The following is a 16,294-nucleotide window of genomic DNA, read 5'->3' as shown; positions in this document are numbered from 1 at the left end:
CTCACGGCACGCAATGGCGCCCGCGCGGTGGGAAGGGGGCGTACGGCCTCAGGCGCCGTCGTCGTAGGTGCGCTGGGCGCGTGCCCGTTCCGCCCGCTTGACGCTGCGGCGATCGACGACCAGCACCAGGAGTGCCGCCAGGAGCACCCCCGGCAGGGCGAAGGCGATGGTGAAGAAGCCGAGGATCGATTCGCGCGTCAGCGTGGGATCGACCGGTCCCGTGTAGGCGACGACGAGGGCCGCCAGGAATCCGAGGATCGCCCCGACCGCCATGAAGGGCACGAACTTCGGCGCCCTGCGGACGGTCACCTCACGGTAGGCGGGGGAACCGGGTGATGCGGGCGAGTCGGCCGATCCGGGCGAGGCCGTGGTACCGGATGCCCCATCGGGCTGCACGACCGGCGTCGCCTCGCGGTCGGCAGGGCTCGGCTGCCCGTCCGCCGGCACGGCACCGCGGGTCTCGGGCTGCTCTGGGGTGCCGTGCGGCGAGGGGTGCTCGGAGGTCATGCGTCAAGGCTAGCGGGCGTCAGCGCTGCCGCTCGACGAGCTGGTAGCCGGCCTCGTCGAAGACCGTCGTGTAGTCGGTGCCGGGATAGTGCTGCTCCGCGTGGGCCTCGGCGTCGGCCGGCCGGACGGGACCCCAGCTCCAGTCCTCGGCGTCGACGATCAGGTAGTCCGGTGCCGGGTTGGTGTTGCCGAGCCAGTACACCCGGGTGTCCGGGACGAGGTAGGCCATGAGGACCACGCCGGACTCGACCGTCGCGCCGCGGGGGATGAGGTCCATCATGCGATGCGCCGGGTCCCAGCGCTCCGACTGCCGATAGGTGGCCGGTTCGGCGAGCACGGCGAACTTCTGCGTGGGCAGCAGGACCAGGGCGGCCGCGACGGCGCTGGGGACACCGATGAGCGCGATCGCCCGGACCCATCCGCGCCTGCTCCTGCGCAGCGTGTGCACGGCGTCGACGAGGGCCAGGAACAGGACCGGCATGAGGACGGCGCTGTAGTGCCACTCCGGCCCCCAGTAGCCCTCCTGGCCCGAGGCGAACCTCCACAGCAGGGTGGGGAGCAGGACCAGGCTCAGCGAGGACCGCAGGACCACGAAGCCACCGGCGAGGAGGAGCAGCAGGAGCGTCTCGTGCTTGGGCGCGCCGGACACGAGGTCGATGACGGCGCCGGCGGGATCGGCGATCATCCCGCCGACGTCGATCCGGTCCGAGTAGTCGTACTGGCCCGTCGCGTTCAGTGCGGGCAGGATCAGGCGGACCGAGATGATCAGCCACAGCGCACCCCAGACCGAGAGCCAGAGCCCTGCCGCCGTCCGCAATCGCCACGCGATGACGAGGCCCAGTGCGATCACCGTCAGGCCGAGATCCTCCTTCACGAAGACCAGGGTGCCGCCCCAGAGGACGGCCGGCAGCACGCGTCGCCGCAGCAGCGCCTCGAGGCTGAGGGCGAGGAGCGGCACTGCGACGGCGATCTCGTGGAACTGGGCGGCGACGGCCGACTGCAGGCCCCAGGACAGCGCATAGGCGACGCCCACGGCCATGCCTGCGAGGGGGGAGACGAGGCGCATGCCGGCCCGGGTGACCACGGCGACGGACAGCCCGAACAGGAGGTTCTGCACCATCAGCAGGGTGAGGCCCGACGGCGCCAGGGCGTAGGCCGGCGCGAGGAGCACGAGCAGGGGGTGGAAGTGATCGCCGAGGAGGTTGAACCCCTCGCCCTTGATCGGCACGATCGGGGCGTCGAGGCCCGCGTACGCCTTCGCGAGCTGCGTGAAGATCCCGAGATCCCACGACGGCGCGTCGAGCAGGTTCCACTGGGTGACGGAGAAGACGCTGTAGAGGACGGCGGCGGCCAGGCCGACGAGCCAGGCTCCGCGGGGCTGGCGGCGCACGGCGGAGGCGGCAGCGGTCCGGACGCGGCGGAGCCGGTCCCGGGGGCCGCCCGCTGCCGGTGCGTTCCGTCTGGCGATCGCGCCGGTCGGCGTGGCGCGTCCTGCGGTGGACGCCGTCGTGCGCCGGTCCTGCGTGTCGGGGCCCGGGCCCCCGCCCTGCACGGGGACGTTCATGCCTGGCGCCCGAAGAGCGGCAGCCACGCGCTCAGGTTTGCGCGCTGCCCCGACGCCGCGACCTTCCCGGCGGCGACGGCCTCGGGCCAGGTGACCGTCCCGCCCACGAGGGCCAGCCAGGTGGTGGCGTCGGTCTCGACGACGTTGGGCGGGGTCCCCCGCGTGTGGCGGGGGCCGGCGACGCACTGTGTCACGCCGAACGGCGGCACGCGCACCTCGACGCTGTTGCCGGGCGCCAGCTCGGCGAGCTCCTCGAGCGTGAAGCGCACCGCCGTGGCGAGCTCCGGCCTGCCGCCGGTCCCCGCCGCAACGGAGGCGAGGGCGTCCCGTCCGTCCTCGCCCGTGATGCGTCGCCGTGCCATGGTCCGGGAGCCCTAGTCGAGGAGAGCCATGACCGGGGCCGCGAGGCGCAGGCTGCCGACGGGCCGCCCTCCACCGAAGACCGGCGGGACGACCTTCTCGAGCACCGCGCCGACCTTCTCGGCGTCGATGGCTCCCGAGGCGGCGAAGAGCGTGAGGCCCACCAGGGTTGCGGCGCGGTTGTTACCGTCCAGGACCTTCAGGGCCAGCGATGCGCCTGTTCGCGCTCCGAGGACGAGGACTCCCTCGGCGCCGCTCTTGGCGACGACTCCGAGGTCCTCCATGACCACGGAGTTCTCCATGCCCTCGCCGTGGACCGCCCAGGGGTAGTCGAGCATGGCTGTCGCGATCGTCGCGGCGCGGGCATCGGCGTGCTTGTCCGACGGTGCCCGGGACACCTTCCCGATCCCGCGGGCGAGCCCGGTCAGCGAGACCGCGGCCACGGGAGCGCCGCAGCCGTCCACGCCCCAGGCCGCGACGGACTCCCCGGTGTACTCCTCGATGACCGAGGCCACGGAGCGCTGGAGCGGGTGGGACGGCTCGAGGTAGGTGGAGGTGTCCCAGCCGTTCTCGGTGCAGGCCCACAGGAAGGCCGCGTGCTTGCCCGAGCAGTTGAACGCGATGCGCTGCTTGCCTTTCCCCGCACGGACGAGGTCGTTGCGGGCCTGCTCGTCCTGCGGCCAGTCCTCGGGGCACTGCAGGTGCTCCTCGGTCACCCCGGCGGCGTCGAGCATGGTGCGCACCACGTCCATGTGCTCGTTGCTCGCGACATGGCTCGCGGCGGCGAGGGCCACCTGCGGGCCACGCAGCGGGACGCCCGCCTTCATGCTCGCGAGGGCCTGGAACGGCTTGAGCGTCGACCGCGGGAAGATCGGGCTGGTGATGTCCCCGAGTTCCGTCACCACGGAGCCGTCCGCAGCGAGGACGACGGCGGCACCCACGTGGCGGGATTCGATGAAGCCGTTGCGTTCGAGGACGGCGAAGTCCACGGCGTCAGCCGTAGTGAAGGTGGAGGGCATGATCCCAGTATTCCCTATCGCTCCGGCCGGTCGGCCGAGTCCGGCGGGGCGAACTGCGCCCACCGGAGGGAACGGTTCATCCGGTGGGCGCAGATCGTGTGGAGCGACGTGCTCCTGGCTCATGGGTGCCGGGTGGCCTAGGTGACGGTGAACTGGACCGACTGCCATCCGGACGCGCCGTTCGGTACCGTGTCCGCCCGTTCTTCGGTCTGCAGGCCGTCCACCGCGTCCGTGGCCCGCGCCTTGACGGTGTGCAGCCCCGATTCGAGCGTGAGTTCGTGCGACCACTGCCGCCAGGTGTCCACCGACGCCTCGGCAGCGAGGGTGACTTCCTCCCAGGCGCCGTTGTCGACGGACACCTCGACCTTCGTGATCCCCCGCTGCTGGGACCAGGCGACACCACCGATCATGACGGTGCCGGCCTCGAAGGAGGCGAAGGACTGCGGGACCTCGACGCGCGCCATGGTCTTGATGGGTCCCATCTCGGACCAGCCGCGGTCGGTCCAGTAGGCCGTCCGGTCCGCGAAGCGCGTGACCTCGAGGTCGACGACCCACTTGGTCGCCGAGACGTAGCCGTAGAGGCCGGGGACCACCATGCGGACGGGGAAGCCGTGTTCCACGGGCAGGGGCTCGCCGTTCATGGCGACGGCCAGCATGGCGTCGCGGTCGTCCTGGAGCACGGGCAGGGGAGTGGAGGCACTGAAGCCGTCGGAACTGGTGGAGAGCACCATGTCCGCGCCGTCGAGCGGCCTGGCCCGGGCGAGGACCTCACGGAGCGGGTAGCCGAGCCACTTCGCGTTGCCGGCGAGATAGCCGCCCACAGGATTCGACACGCAGGTGAGGGTGACATGGCGCTCGATCAGGTCGGCGTCGAGGAGGTCCTGGAACGTGAGTTCGAACTCCTCCTCCACCATGCCGTGCACGCGGAGCACCCAGTCGTCGGTGGTCAGCTGGGGCACGCTCAACGCGGTGTCGATCCGGTAGAAGTCGCCGTTCGGGGTGACGAAGGGTGTCACGCCCTCCACGGGTGACTGGACACCGGCCGGAAGTGCGGGTGCGGCGCTCGCGGGTGCGGGGAACTGCAGCCCGTCCCGAACGGCGGCGATGTTGTTGCGTGCGCCGGAGAGCAGCCGTCCGCCGCCGGCCGCCGCAGCGGCGATCACCGCGGTGATGCCGGCTGCGGCGAAGAAGCCGCGGCGCGACGTGCTGCCGGCCGTGCCACCGGTCGTGGGCCGTGCCGCGGTCGCGACGGAACCCCGGGCGCCGTCGTGCTCGGACGAGACCTCGCGGGCCTCCGTCACGGTGACGCCATCGCCCCGCGAGGAGCCCCGGGTGTCGGTCCCGGCCACGTCGGCCCTGCCCGTCGTCGGTGTGGCGGGAGCAGCGGCGTGGCGGAGCCGGGCGATCAGCCAGCGGAGCGCCAGCAGGCCCGCGGCCGTGCCGACCAGCGTGGGGACGGCATCCGGGAGTGAGGCTCCGGCCCGGGTGAGGACGCACGCGATGATGATCGCGCCCATGAAGGCCACGCCGGCGACCCCGAGGGCCCACCTGCGGAAGGCGAGGATACCGAGCACCGCCGCCAGCAGCGTGATGGTGACGCCCATGCCGACCAGCAGCGCGAGCTTGTCGTTGGTGCCGAAGGTCTCGATCGCGAAATCCTTCATCCACGGCGGCGTGAAGTCGATGAAGGTGGACCCCATCGCGATGACGGGAGTGGCGCTGGCCCGGAAGAAGGCTCCGACGAGCTCGGCGACACCGAGCACCACGCCGGCCGCGATGATGCCGGCAAGCGCGGCGAGGAGGGAGAGGCCGCGGCGGGGCTTGGTGGAGTTGCTCATGTGAAGTATTCGGAGAGGGCGCTGGACAGTATGGGTAGGCGGGCCTCCCGTAACAGGGGCGACCCAGTGGGTGGGCCCGGACGCCTCCAGTACGCTGTCCTACTGTGAAGGTTCTAGTGCTGGGCCCCGGCGGCCGCGAACATGCCATCGTCCGGGCCTTGCTGGCCGATCCGTTCGTCCGCGAGGTGCATGCGGCTCCCGGCAACGCGGGGATCGCGGCGGACGTGCCCACGCACGACGTCGATGCCGGCTCGCCGGGAGTCGTCGTCGACCTGGCCCGCTCGCTCGGGTCGGACCTCGTGGTGATCGGGCCGGAGGCGCCGCTGGCGGCCGGGGTGGCCGATGCACTGCTCGACGCCGGCATCCCCGTCTTCGGGCCCACGAGGGCCGCGGCCCAGCTCGAGGCGTCGAAGGCCTTCGCGAAGCAGGTCATGGCCGCTGCGGGCGTCCCCACCGCCATGGCGCGAGTCGCCGCGACCGACGAGGAGGCCGGCGAGGCGCTCTGCACGTTCGGTGCCCCGTACGTGGTGAAGGACGACGGCCTCGCCGCCGGCAAGGGGGTCGTGGTCACCGACGACCTCGACGAGGCCCGCGCCCACGCGTCCGAGTGCTTCCGTGCAGGCGGCACCGTGGTCATCGAGGAGTACCTCGACGGCCCCGAGGTGTCCCTGTTCGTCCTCTCCGACGGCCGGACCGTCGTCCCGCTCGCTCCGGCGCAGGACTTCAAACGCATCAACGACGGCGACCAGGGCCCGAACACGGGTGGCATGGGTGCCTACTCGCCCCTGGAATGGGTGCCGGCCGGTCTCGTCGACGAGGTCCTGACGCGCGTGGCGCAGCCGGTCATCGACGAGATGGCGCACCGCGGCACGCCCTTCGCGGGTGTCCTCTACGTGGGGCTGGCCCTGACCTCGCGCGGCATGCGCGTGATCGAGTTCAACGCGCGGTTCGGTGACCCCGAGACACAGGCCGTCCTCGCCCGGCTCACCACGCCGCTCGGGGGAGTGCTGCTCGCCGCGGCGAAGGGGACCCTCGACCAGATCGACCCCCTGAACTGGTCGCCGAAGACCGCTGTCGCCGTGGTCCTCGCGTCGGAGAACTACCCGGACACCCCGGTGACCGGTCGCCGCGTCCGCGGGCTGCGGAAGGCCGCGAAGGTCGACGGCGCCCACGTGCTCCACGCCGGCACGGCGGAGCGGGACGGCAAGGTGGTGAGTTCCGGGGGCCGTGTACTCGCCGTCGTCGGACTCGGGGACTCCCTCGAGGACGCGCGCTCCACCGCCTACGAAGGACTCGCACTGATCGATCTCGAGGGCGGGCAGTACCGGACGGACATCGCGCTGAAGGCGGCGCGCGCCGAGGTGTCCGTCACCGGACCGGCGGCGGCGACCGCATGAGCACCTTCGCCCCCGCGCACCCCGAGCTCCCGGGCTGGCGGCACGTCTACTCGGGCAAGGTCCGGGACCTGTACGAGCCCGAGGACGGGCGCGACGACGTCGTCCTGGTGGTCGCGAGCGACCGCATCAGCGCGTACGACCACGTGCTCGCCACGGAGATCCCCGACAAGGGCCGCGTGCTGACGCAGCTGAGCCTCTGGTGGTTCGAGCGGCTCGCGGGGATCCCGAACCATGTCATCGCGTCCGACGCCGCCGGGGGAGTGCCCGCCGCGGTCGAGGGGCGGGCCATGATCTGCCGGAAGCTCGCCATGTACCCCATCGAGTGCATCGCGCGCGGCTACCTCACCGGCAGCGGCCTGCTGGAGTACCGGGCGTCCGGGACGGTGTGCTCGCTGCCGCTGCCCGACGGCCTCGTGGACGGCTCGCGCCTGGAACCCGCGCTCTTCACACCGTCGGCGAAGGCCGAGGTGGGGGAGCACGACGAGAACATCACGTACGACGCGGTCGTCATGACCGTGGGCGACGACGCCGCGGCCGAGCTCCGGACCCTGACGCTCGGGATCTACACGCGGGCCGAGACGATCGCACGGGAGCGGGGGATCATCCTCGCGGACACGAAGGTGGAGTTCGGCCTGGACCCGGCCACCGGCGCCATCACCCTCGGCGACGAGGTCCTGACCCCCGATTCCTCGCGCTTCTGGGACGCTGCCCTGTACGCGCCCGGGCAGGCGCAGCCCTCGTTCGACAAGCAGTTCGTCCGAGACTGGCTGACGTCCGACGACGCCGCCTGGGACCGCTCCGGTGACCCGCCCGCACTGCCCGCGGACGTCGTCGAGCGCACACGCGCCCGCTACATCGAGGCGTACGAGCGCCTGACGGGCCGTACGTTCGCCTGAGGCTCCTGACGGCGTCGGGCTCCGCGCCGGTTCTCCCCGGGTGACGCGCGCCGTCGTTCACGCTTCGTCCGGGTCCGTGCTGCCCAGGACGGCGTGCCGGTCAACGACACGCCCTCCACCCGCCGAGAGGTGTGGACGAGCGTCCGATCGTTGATGGGTCCGGGATGGTTCCCGGGGACGATGGCCGTGACCCGAGCGTTATGGGTGAGGACCGGCCACAGTTCCAGGACTGCGCCGGCGCCGGCGGCCGTCCCGGCCGTGGTACACGATGATGGCCGTCCACCGGACGGCCAGGACCCAGTCGACACAGCGCGGTGCGGTACACCCCATGGTCCGCCCGCGCAGAACCATCGAGGAGCACCGTGAACACCGATTCCCCCTCCACCCGTTCCCGCCGCCACGGCCTGGCCCGCGCCGCCGTCGCCGTCGTCGCGACCGGCGGCCTGCTGCTGCCCGCTGCCGGTGCCGTCGCCGCGCAGCCCGCGGCCCCACCTGCGAACGCCGCCTCGTCCCAGCAGCAGGGCGCCTTCATCCCGCTGCCCGGTGCGTCCGGTGCGGAAGGGATCGCCGCAGGCAAGGGCTCGACGTTCTACGCGGGCGACCTCGGCGACGGCGACATCTACCGCGGCGACGTCCGGAAGGGGACGGCGGACCTCTTCATCGACGCCCCCGAGGGCAGGGTCGCCGTGGGGCTGAAAGCCGACGTGCGGAACGACCTGCTCTTCGTCTCGGGTGGGCCGACCGGCCAGGCCTACGTGTACGACACCCGCACCGGAGCGCCCGTCGCGGACGTCCAGCTGGCCACGGGCGACGCCTTCATCAACGACGTCACCCTCACGAAGGACGGCGCCTGGTTCACGAACTCACGCAGCGCCGAACTCTACTTCCTCCCCGTCGGACCGAAGGGCGCCCTGGGCGAGGTCGAGACCATCACGCTCACGGGACCCGCCGCGCTCGTAACGCCCGGCTTCAACCTTAACGGCATCACGTCGTTCGACGGCGGTGACACCCTGATCGTGGCGCACTCCGCCAATCAGGCCCTCTACACCGTGGATCCCGCGACGGGCGCGAGCGCTGCCATCACGACGGTCCCCCTGCCGGCCGTGGACGGCATCCTCGCCCAGGGCGACACCGTCTACGCCGTGCAGAACCGGCTCAACCAGGTCAGCCGGATCAGCCTGTCGGAGGACCGATCGAGCGGCGAGGTGGAGGATGTCATCACGAGTCCGCTCTTCGACGTGCCGACCACCGTGGCACTGTTCGGCAACACGCTGGCCCTCGCCAACGCGAAGTTCGGCGCCGTGGATCCCGACGGGTACGAGGTCGTGACGACCTCCGCGCGCTGATCCGACCCTCGACGCAGAAGGCCCGCCGGGTGACCGGCGGGCCTTCTGCAGATGTTCCTGTGGTCGGGGTGACAGGATTTGAACCTGCGACCTCGTCGTCCCGAACGACGCGCGCTACCAAGCTGCGCCACACCCCGGTGCCACCGGCGGGAGGGAGGACCTCCGGAACGGCAACTGTCCAAGGATAGCCGAGGATCAGCGGCGAGGAAAACCGGGCCCGGCGGCGCCTGCCCGCTCAGACCAGCGAGTCCTTCCACGCGGCGTGCAGGGTGGCGAAGCGCCCCGTGCCGCCGATGAGGTCCGCCGGCGTGCCGTCCTCGACGACCCGCCCGTCGTGCACCACGAGGACGCGGTCGGCGATCGCGACGGTGGAGAGGCGGTGCGCGATGATCAGTGCGGTCCGGTTGCCGAGGAGTTTCTGCAGGCCCTCCTGCACCAGGCGTTCGCTCGGGATGTCGAGTGAGGACGTCGCCTCGTCGAGGATGAGGACCGCCGGGTCGGCGAGGAAGGCGCGGGCGAAGCTGATCAGCTGCCGCTGCCCGGCGGAGACGCGGCCGCCGCGCTTGTTCACATCGGTGTCGAAGCCCTCGGGCAGCTCGAGGATGAACTGTTCGGCTCCGACGGCGCGGGCAGCCGCGATGATCTCCTCGCGCCCGGCCTCGGGCTTGCCGACGGCGATGTTGTCGGCCACCGTACCGCTGAAGAGGAAGGCCTCCTGCGTGACCATGACGACCGCGCGCCGGAGGTCCGCCGGCGCCAGCTCCCGGAGGTCGACGCCGTCGAGGGTCAGCCGGCCCGCCGAGACGTCGTAGAAGCGCGCGATCAGCTTGGCGAGGGTAGATTTCCCGGCACCCGTCTGGCCGACGAGTGCGACCGTCTGCCCGGCCCTGATGGAGAGGTCCAGCGTGGGCAGCACCACAGGGCCGTTGCCGTAGCGGAACTGGACGCCGTGGAAGTCGATGTCCCCCCGCGGGTCCGGCAGCGACACCGGGTTCTTCGGCGGACGGACGGTCGGCACTTCCTCGAGCAGCCCGGACACCTTCTCGAGGGCCGCGGCGGCGGACTGGAACGAGTTGTAGAACATGGCCATCTGGTCCACGGGCTGGAAGAACCGCTTGCTGTAGAGGAGGAGGGCCAGGAGCGCGCCGACCTCGAGCGAGCCGCCGAGCACGCGGAACCCACCGGACACCAGGACGACGGCGACCGTCACGTTGCCGATCAGCACGAGGCCGGGCTGGAAGACGCCGTTGAGGTTGATGGAGCGCACGGTGACGGTGCGGTAGTCCTCCGCGAGGTCGTCGTAGCGCTCGGCGTTGACCGTCGCACGGCGGAAGGCCTTCACGGCGCGGATGCCGGTCATGGTCTCGATGAAGTGCACGATCAGCTTCGCCGACACCACCCGGGACTCCCGGTACGCGATCTGGGAGTGCTTCTGGTACCAGCGGGCCAGGAAGAACATCGGGACCGCGGCCGCGAGGATCAGGAACCCGGTGCGCCAGTCGAGGGCGAAGATGGTGGCTGCGGTGAACAGCATGAAGATGGCACCCGAGGCCAGGGAGCTGATCCCCGAGTCGAGCAGTTCCCGCAGCGCCTCGAGGTCGGAGGTCTGGCGGGAGATGATGCGGCCCGACGTGTACTTCTCGTGGAACTCCAGGCTCAGTCGCTGCGTGTGCCGGAAGACCCGCACCCGGAGATCCAGGAGCATCGACTGGCTGAGCTGCGCGGTGGCCCGGACGTACCCGGCCGTCAGGACGGCGGCGAGGACGGCGGCCAGGAGGTAGGTGCCACCCGCCACCCAGAGCATGAGCGGATCGCCGTCGATCAGGGCCGGCAGGGCCCGGTCGATGCCGAACGCGATGATCGCCGGGCCGGCCACGCGCGCGGCCTGCGAGACGACGACGAGCAGGACGGTCCAGATGAACTGCCGACGGTTCGGCCGGATGAGCGAGCCGAGCAGGCGGAAGGAGCGGGAGCGCACCGCCTTGCTCTGCGCGCGGTCGAGGAGGACGTCGTCCTCGTTGAGGACGCCGGCGGACGTGGAGCCCGACTCCGCCGGTGTCTCCTGTGCCTTCGGTGTCCGCCGGGGCCCGCGGTCCTTCGGAGCGCCGCCGGGCGTCGTCGTGGTGCGGCTCATGCCAGCGCCTCCTCGTCGTCGGGCACGGTCTGTCCGGTGACCGCGGTGCGTCCGAGCTGCGCGATCTCCTCGTCGTCCAGGCTGGCGATCACGTAGCGGTAGTGGCCGCTGCGCGCGAGCAGTTCCGAGTGCGTCCCGACGTCGGCGATCCGCCCGTCCCGCATGAGCGCGACGCGATCGGCGAGTGCCACCGTGGAGGGCCGGTGCGCGACGATGAGCGTGGTCGTGGAGCGGAGCATCGCGCGGAGGCCCTCCTCCACGCGTTCCTCCGTGGCGACGTCGAGGGCCGACAGCGGATCGTCGAGCACCAGGACCGTCGGCCGGGCCGCGATGGCCCGGGCGAGGGCGATGCGCTGGCGCTGGCCGCCGGAGAGGCTCAGCCCCTCCTCGCCGATGAGCGTGTCGACCCCGTCCGGCAGGTCGTGGGCGAACTGCGCCTGGGCCACGTCGAGGGCTTCCGCGAGGATGCGGTCCGCCTCTGCGCCGGTCGCGTCCGAGCCCATGAGGACGTTGTCCCGCACCGAGGTGGAGAACAGGGTGGTGTCCTCGAAGGCGACGGCGACCAGGGTGCGCAGCTCCGTGAGGGTGAGGCTCCGCAGGTCGACGCCGTCGATGGTGATGGATCCGCCGGTCACGTCGTAGAGGCGGGGGACGAGCTGCAGCAGCGTGCTCTTGCCGCACCCGGTCACGCCGACCAGCGCCATGGTCTCGCCCGCGCGCAGGCGCAGGTCGATGCCGTCGAGTACGTCCCCGGCGTCGTCCTGCGCGTCAGGGTAGCGGAAGTGCACGGCCTCGAAGACGATCTCCCCCTCCGGGGTGTCGAGGTGGACCGGCTGCTCAGGGTCGGCGATGGTGTTCTCCGACTCCATGACCTCGTAGTGGCGGTCGATCGCGGTCTTGGCCGTGAAGGTCATGGCGAGCAGGGGGCCGATGAACTCCACCGGACCGGCGACGGCCGCAGCCGTGGCGAAGAAGGCCACGAGGGCACCGATGGTCACCTCGCCGTTGGCTGCCAGGGTCACCCCGGCGACGAGCGAGGCCCCGAGCGCGAGTTCCGGGAGAAGGGTGACGATCATGGAGAAGGTGGCGAGCGAGCGGGCCTTGTGGATCTCGGTCCGCCGGAGTTCCTCGGCCTGCTCCTCGAAGTCCTCGAGGGCTTCACGGCTCCTGCCGAACGCCTTGAGGACCCGGATGCCGTGGACGGACTCCTCGACGGTCGTGGCGAGGTCGCCGGCCTGGTCCTGGCTCTTCCGTGACACGCGGCTGTAGGAGGCGCGGAAGCGGTAGCCGTAGATCATGAGGGGGATCGCCGCGGCGACGAAGATCAGGGCGAGGACCCAACTGGTGAAGAACATGATCACCACGCCCATCACCACCGTCAGCGACGTCACGACGAGCATGATCAGCCCGAACGCCATCCAGCGGCGCATGAGGTTGAGATCGCTCATCGCGCGGGAGAGGAGCTGGCCGCTGCCCCAGCGGTCGTGGAACTCGATCGTCAGGTTCTGGAGATGCCGGTAGAAGGACGTGCGCATGTTCGTCTCCACCGTCGTCGCCGGGGTGATGACGAACTGGCGGCGCAGGGCCACGAACGTGGCCTCGAGGACACCGAGGAGCAGGACGACGCCGGAGGCCACCCAGACGGTGCGCGCCGAGCCACCCTCGGCGAGGGCGTCATTGATGAGGACGCGCAGCACCTGGGGGATGGCCAGCGCCATCATGCTCGCACCGAGGGCGCAGAGCAGGCCGAGGACGAGGCGGGGGATGATGGGTCTCACGTGCGGGTACAGCCGTCCGAGCGATTCCCACAGGGTGTTCTGGTTCTTCATGGCCATCTCTTCGGTGATCGATGGTTGTTGGTGTCCCTCAGCAACAATCCTAGGGCAAGCCCGCTGTGACGCCGATCAGGTTCGTGAAGCGCGAAGAACCGGGAAATACCCGCTAGCGGGAACTCCTCGGGGTAAGGGTCAGCAGGACCGCCTCGGGGCGGCAGGCGAAGCGGATCGGAGCGAAGCGCGACGTGCCGATGCCTGCCGAGACATTCAGCGGCACCGTGCGGCCCTCGTGGTCCCACTCCGTGAGGCCCCGGGCCCGCCACGTCGGCAGGTCGCAGTTGCTGACGAGTGCACCGTAGCCGGGCACGCGGACCTGCCCGCCGTGGGTGTGGCCGGCGAGCATGAGGTCCGCGCCACCCGCCGTGAAGTAGTCGAGTACCCGCTGGTACGGCGCGTGCGCCACGGCGACGCGGATGTGCGGGGCCTCGGCGGACGTGCTGCTGCCCGACGGGTAGGGCACGTAGCGGTCACGGTCGAGGTGCGGGTCGTCGACGCCGGTGAAGTCGATGCGCATGTTGCCGAAGCCGATGGACTGCGACCTGTTGGTGAGGTCCACCCAGCCCGCCGCCCCGAACGCACTGAACATGTCGGCCCACGGCAGGTCCTGCGGCGCGGACTCCTTCGGGGCGATCGAGGGACCCGCGAAGTACCGTAGGGGATTCTTGACCACCGGCGCGTAGTAGTCGTTGGACCCGGGGACGAAGACGCCCGGTACACCCAGCAGCGGCTCGAGGGCCTCCAGCAGGGGCCCGACGGCTTTCCGGTGGCTCAGGTTGTCACCGGTGTTGACCACGAGGTCGGGGTTGAGGCGTGCCAGGCCGTGCAGCCAGTCCGCCTTGGATTTCTGTCCCGGCACCATGTGGATGTCCGAGAGGTGCAGGACCCGCAGGGGGGCTGCACCCGGAGGCAGGATCGGCACCGTCTCCTCCCGGACCCCGTACAGGGTCCGTTCGACCGCCGAGGCGTAGGCGAGGGTTGCGGCCGCGGCGGTCAGGGTGAGGCCCGCCGCCCAGCCGAGCGGTGCCCCGCTCCGGGATGTCTGAGTCGATGTCACGCTAGCCGTTTCCTCCGTTACCGGCACCGTTACCGTTGCCGTTGTTGCCGCCGTTGTCGGCCGCTCCTCCAGTGGTACCACCGGTGGTACCGCCGGTGCCAGTTCCGCCGGTGTTGGTGCCGGGGGCCCCGGGTCCTCCCGGGCGGACCGGGGAGGTGGGCGTGGTGCCCCGCTGGGGACCGTTGATCATCGACGACGGCGGCGCGGTGAACGGCTTCCCGACGTAGAGTCCGGGGATCTGCTGCATGAAACGCGCCCAGGACGGGGCGGCGATCAGGGACCCGTCGATCTCGGGGTACACCTGGCCGCCGATCTGCAGGCCGCCGAGCGAGGCTTCCTCACCCTCGCCCTGCCAGTTACCGACCCAGGTCGCGGTGACCATGTCCGAGTTGTAGCCCATGAACCACGTCTGCGAACGGGCGTCGTTGGTGCCCGTCTTGCCGGCCATCGGGATGCCGCCGTACTGGAGCGTTGACCCGGAGCCGATCCGCATGACTTCCTGCGTCGCGTAATTGACTCCCCGGGCGACGTCGGTTTCGATCTTCCGCTCGCACGTCACGGGCGGCACCGGATAGCTGGTGCCGTCCACGGCGGTGACCTCCGTCAGCGCCCGCGCTGTACAGACCGTTCCCTCGTTGGCGAATCCGCTGAAAGCCGTGGCCATCGACATCGGGGCGGCCGAGACGGCGCCACCGATCAGCGCCGGCGGGTTGATGCCGGGAGGAGTCGGCGCGCCTTCGCTGCTGTTCGCGTTGTGCACCCCGAGATCGAAGGCGATGTCCCTGATGCGGCACAGGTCCAGCTGCCTGGCGGTCTCCATGGTGATCGTGTTGAGGGACTGGGCGAGGCCGTACAGCACGGTGTACGTGCCGTAGTTCTCGTCGCCGTAGTTCTGCGGCTCGTAGCCCTCGCCGTCGGGCGTGTTGATGACGTAGTTCCCGCCCGGCTCGCAGCTCGCGCGCCAGCGGTCACCCTCGGGGTAGACGCGCTTGCGTCCGTCGATCTGCTGGTTCAGGCTCTTGCCTGCCTCCACCCAGGCCGCCACGGTGAAGGGCTTGTAGGTCGAGCCGGGCTGGAACCCGCCGCCGCCGCCGAGGCTCTTCGCGGGGTCTCCGCCGTCGAACTGGTCGACGTTGAAGTTCAGGACCGTGTTGCCCTGGGCCAGCTCGGGGTTGTACCGGGTGTTCTGCGCCATGGACAGGATGTTGCCCGTCTTCGGGTCGAGGCTGAGCATCGTGTGGCCGACCTTGCCGTCGGTCGTGTCGGGGTTCGCGGTCTCGTTGACAGCGGTCTGTGCCGCGCCCTGCACGCGCGAATCCAGCGTCGTCTTGATGGTGAGGCCCGATCGGTACAGGACCTTCCGGCGATCCTCCGTCGTCTCGCCGTAGGCGGGATCGTTCAGGATCAGGTGGGTGACGTAGTCGCAGAAGTACGGTGCCTGCGCGGCACCGACGCACCCGCTGAGGGTCGGGGTGATGGCCAGTCCGAGGTCCGTGGCGATGGCCGCGTCGTGCTCCTCCTGCGTGATCTTCCCGCGCGTCAGCATGGCGCCGATCACGATGTTGCGGCGCTGCAGCGCGCCCTCCGGATTGAGCTCCGGGCTGTAGATCGTGGGGCCGTTGACCACACCGGCCAGCAGCGCGCTCTGCTGGATGTTGAGATCCTTCGCATCCACGTTGAAGAAGTACTTCGACGCGGCCTGCACGCCGTAGCTCGTGCCGTTGAACTGGACGATGTTGAGGTACCCCTCGAGGATCTCGTCCTTGGAGAGCTCCTTCTCGACGGCGATGGCGAGCTTCATCTCGCGCAGCTTGTCACCGACGGACTTGCTGCCGTTGAAGACGGCCGTGCCGTCGTTCTGGCGTGCCGTGTCGTTCAGCACGTTGGTGACGAACTGCTGCGTCAGGGTCGAGGCACCGCGCGTCGTGTCACTGGTGAGGTTGCTGGCGATCGCACCGAGGATGCCCTCCATGTCCACGCCGCCGTGGTCGTAGAACCGGTAGTCCTCGATCGCGATCAGCGCATCCTTCATGGACGGCGAGATCTGGTCGAGGGTGACGGGCTGCCGATTCTCCTCGTACAGCGTGGCGATGAGGGACCCGTCGGAGGCCACGATGGTCGTCGGCTGGGCGAGGGCCTCCCGCTCGAGCTCCGCGGGCAGCTCCTCGAAGAACTGGATCGAGGCGGAGGCTCCTGTACCGGCGGCGGCGGCCACGGGGACGAGGAGACCTGCGGCGAGCACGCCGGCCAGCCCGCTGATTCCGAGGAAGGCGACGATCTTGCCGAGAGTGGTAGCCGTGTCGAAGAGGGGTGATTTGCGCGCAGCCATTATTCCAGTTTACAA

Annotated in this window: 12 protein-coding genes and 1 tRNA gene; 3 read left to right on the top strand and 10 right to left on the bottom strand. The window is 70.6% G+C overall.

Annotated features, from left to right (window positions below; translation table 11 throughout):
• Window positions 1-48: 48 nt before the first annotated feature.
• The 5 genes from NVV32_RS14440 to NVV32_RS14420 form a co-directional block, all read right to left on the bottom strand.
• Window positions 49-507, bottom strand: a complete 459-nt coding sequence (locus tag NVV32_RS14440) for a hypothetical protein (protein WP_235498653.1) — start codon at window positions 505-507, stop codon at window positions 49-51.
• Between the two features lie 19 nt (window positions 508-526).
• The gene (locus NVV32_RS14435) at window positions 527-2,071 is read right to left on the bottom strand and encodes a DUF2079 domain-containing protein (RefSeq protein ID WP_422390621.1); all 1,545 of its coding nucleotides are present in this window, start codon (window positions 2,069-2,071) and stop codon (window positions 527-529) included.
• Window positions 2,068-2,433: a sterol carrier family protein gene (locus NVV32_RS14430; RefSeq protein ID WP_422390620.1), complete on the bottom strand. Its 366-nt coding sequence runs from the start codon at window positions 2,431-2,433 to the stop codon at window positions 2,068-2,070. The genes NVV32_RS14435 and NVV32_RS14430 overlap by 4 nt, the downstream gene beginning before the upstream one ends.
• Window positions 2,434-2,445: 12 nt before the next feature.
• Entirely contained in the window at window positions 2,446-3,450 is a 1,005-nt protein-coding gene (locus NVV32_RS14425; RefSeq protein ID WP_055767407.1) for an asparaginase, read from the bottom strand.
• A 137-nt stretch (window positions 3,451-3,587) separates the two neighbouring features.
• On the bottom strand, window positions 3,588-5,288 hold the full coding sequence (locus NVV32_RS14420; protein ID WP_422390619.1) for a molybdopterin-dependent oxidoreductase: 1,701 nt from the start codon (window positions 5,286-5,288) through the stop codon (window positions 3,588-3,590).
• A 104-nt stretch (window positions 5,289-5,392) separates the two neighbouring features.
• Between NVV32_RS14420 and purD the strand changes: the two genes are divergently transcribed.
• The 3 genes from purD to NVV32_RS14405 all read left to right on the top strand — a co-directional run bounded on the left by purD (window position 5,393) and on the right by NVV32_RS14405 (window position 8,927).
• Complete coding sequence (purD, locus tag NVV32_RS14415) at window positions 5,393-6,685, top strand: phosphoribosylamine--glycine ligase (protein WP_055767413.1); 1,293 nt, start codon at window positions 5,393-5,395, stop codon at window positions 6,683-6,685.
• Window positions 6,682-7,581: a phosphoribosylaminoimidazolesuccinocarboxamide synthase gene (locus NVV32_RS14410; protein WP_422390618.1), complete on the top strand. Its 900-nt coding sequence runs from the start codon at window positions 6,682-6,684 to the stop codon at window positions 7,579-7,581. Before purD ends, NVV32_RS14410 begins: the two co-directional genes overlap by 4 nt.
• 362 nt (window positions 7,582-7,943) lie before the next feature.
• Window positions 7,944-8,927, top strand: a complete 984-nt coding sequence (locus NVV32_RS14405) for a hypothetical protein (RefSeq protein WP_422390617.1) — start codon at window positions 7,944-7,946, stop codon at window positions 8,925-8,927.
• 60 nt (window positions 8,928-8,987) lie between these two features.
• On the opposite strand, the gene NVV32_RS14400 is transcribed toward NVV32_RS14405, so the two are convergent.
• The 5 genes from NVV32_RS14400 to NVV32_RS14380 form a co-directional block, all read right to left on the bottom strand.
• A tRNA-Pro gene (locus NVV32_RS14400) sits at window positions 8,988-9,064 on the bottom strand.
• Between the two features lie 98 nt (window positions 9,065-9,162).
• Window positions 9,163-11,061 (bottom strand): ABC transporter ATP-binding protein, encoded by a 1,899-nt coding sequence (locus tag NVV32_RS14395; RefSeq protein ID WP_422390616.1) that lies wholly within the window; start codon window positions 11,059-11,061, stop codon window positions 9,163-9,165.
• Entirely contained in the window at window positions 11,058-12,890 is a 1,833-nt protein-coding gene (locus tag NVV32_RS14390; RefSeq protein WP_422390615.1) for an ABC transporter ATP-binding protein, read from the bottom strand. The genes NVV32_RS14395 and NVV32_RS14390 overlap by 4 nt, the downstream gene beginning before the upstream one ends.
• Before the next feature lie 112 nt (window positions 12,891-13,002).
• A complete protein-coding gene (locus NVV32_RS14385; protein WP_157365736.1) occupies window positions 13,003-13,950 on the bottom strand; it encodes a metallophosphoesterase in 948 nt (315 codons plus the stop codon).
• A 1-nt stretch (window position 13,951) separates the two neighbouring features.
• The gene (locus NVV32_RS14380; RefSeq protein ID WP_422390614.1) at window positions 13,952-16,279 is read right to left on the bottom strand and encodes a transglycosylase domain-containing protein; all 2,328 of its coding nucleotides are present in this window, start codon (window positions 16,277-16,279) and stop codon (window positions 13,952-13,954) included.
• Window positions 16,280-16,294: the final 15 nt, after the last annotated feature.

The organism is Arthrobacter sp. N1, from assembly GCF_048288285.1.
GTDB lineage: Bacteria > Actinomycetota > Actinomycetes > Actinomycetales > Micrococcaceae > Arthrobacter_D.
Note: the sequence above shows the minus strand (reverse complement) of the source record. Positions and strands in the feature narration are given on the sequence as shown.

Coding starts and splice junctions, on each gene's coding strand:
- NVV32_RS14380 (WP_422390614.1), bottom strand. CDS start 16,279: ATGGCTGCGCGCAAATCACCCCTCTTCGACACGGCTACCACTCTCGGC.
- NVV32_RS14390 (WP_422390615.1), bottom strand. CDS start 12,890: ATGAAGAACCAGAACACCCTGTGGGAATCGCTCGGACGGCTGTACCCG.
- NVV32_RS14410 (WP_422390618.1), top strand. CDS start 6,682: ATGAGCACCTTCGCCCCCGCGCACCCCGAGCTCCCGGGCTGGCGGCAC.
- NVV32_RS14420 (WP_422390619.1), bottom strand. CDS start 5,288: ATGAGCAACTCCACCAAGCCCCGCCGCGGCCTCTCCCTCCTCGCCGCG.
- NVV32_RS14435 (WP_422390621.1), bottom strand. CDS start 2,071: ATGAACGTCCCCGTGCAGGGCGGGGGCCCGGGCCCCGACACGCAGGAC.
- NVV32_RS14440 (WP_235498653.1), bottom strand. CDS start 507: ATGACCTCCGAGCACCCCTCGCCGCACGGCACCCCAGAGCAGCCCGAG.
- NVV32_RS14425 (WP_055767407.1), bottom strand. CDS start 3,450: ATGCCCTCCACCTTCACTACGGCTGACGCCGTGGACTTCGCCGTCCTC.
- NVV32_RS14430 (WP_422390620.1), bottom strand. CDS start 2,433: ATGGCACGGCGACGCATCACGGGCGAGGACGGACGGGACGCCCTCGCC.
- NVV32_RS14395 (WP_422390616.1), bottom strand. CDS start 11,061: ATGAGCCGCACCACGACGACGCCCGGCGGCGCTCCGAAGGACCGCGGG.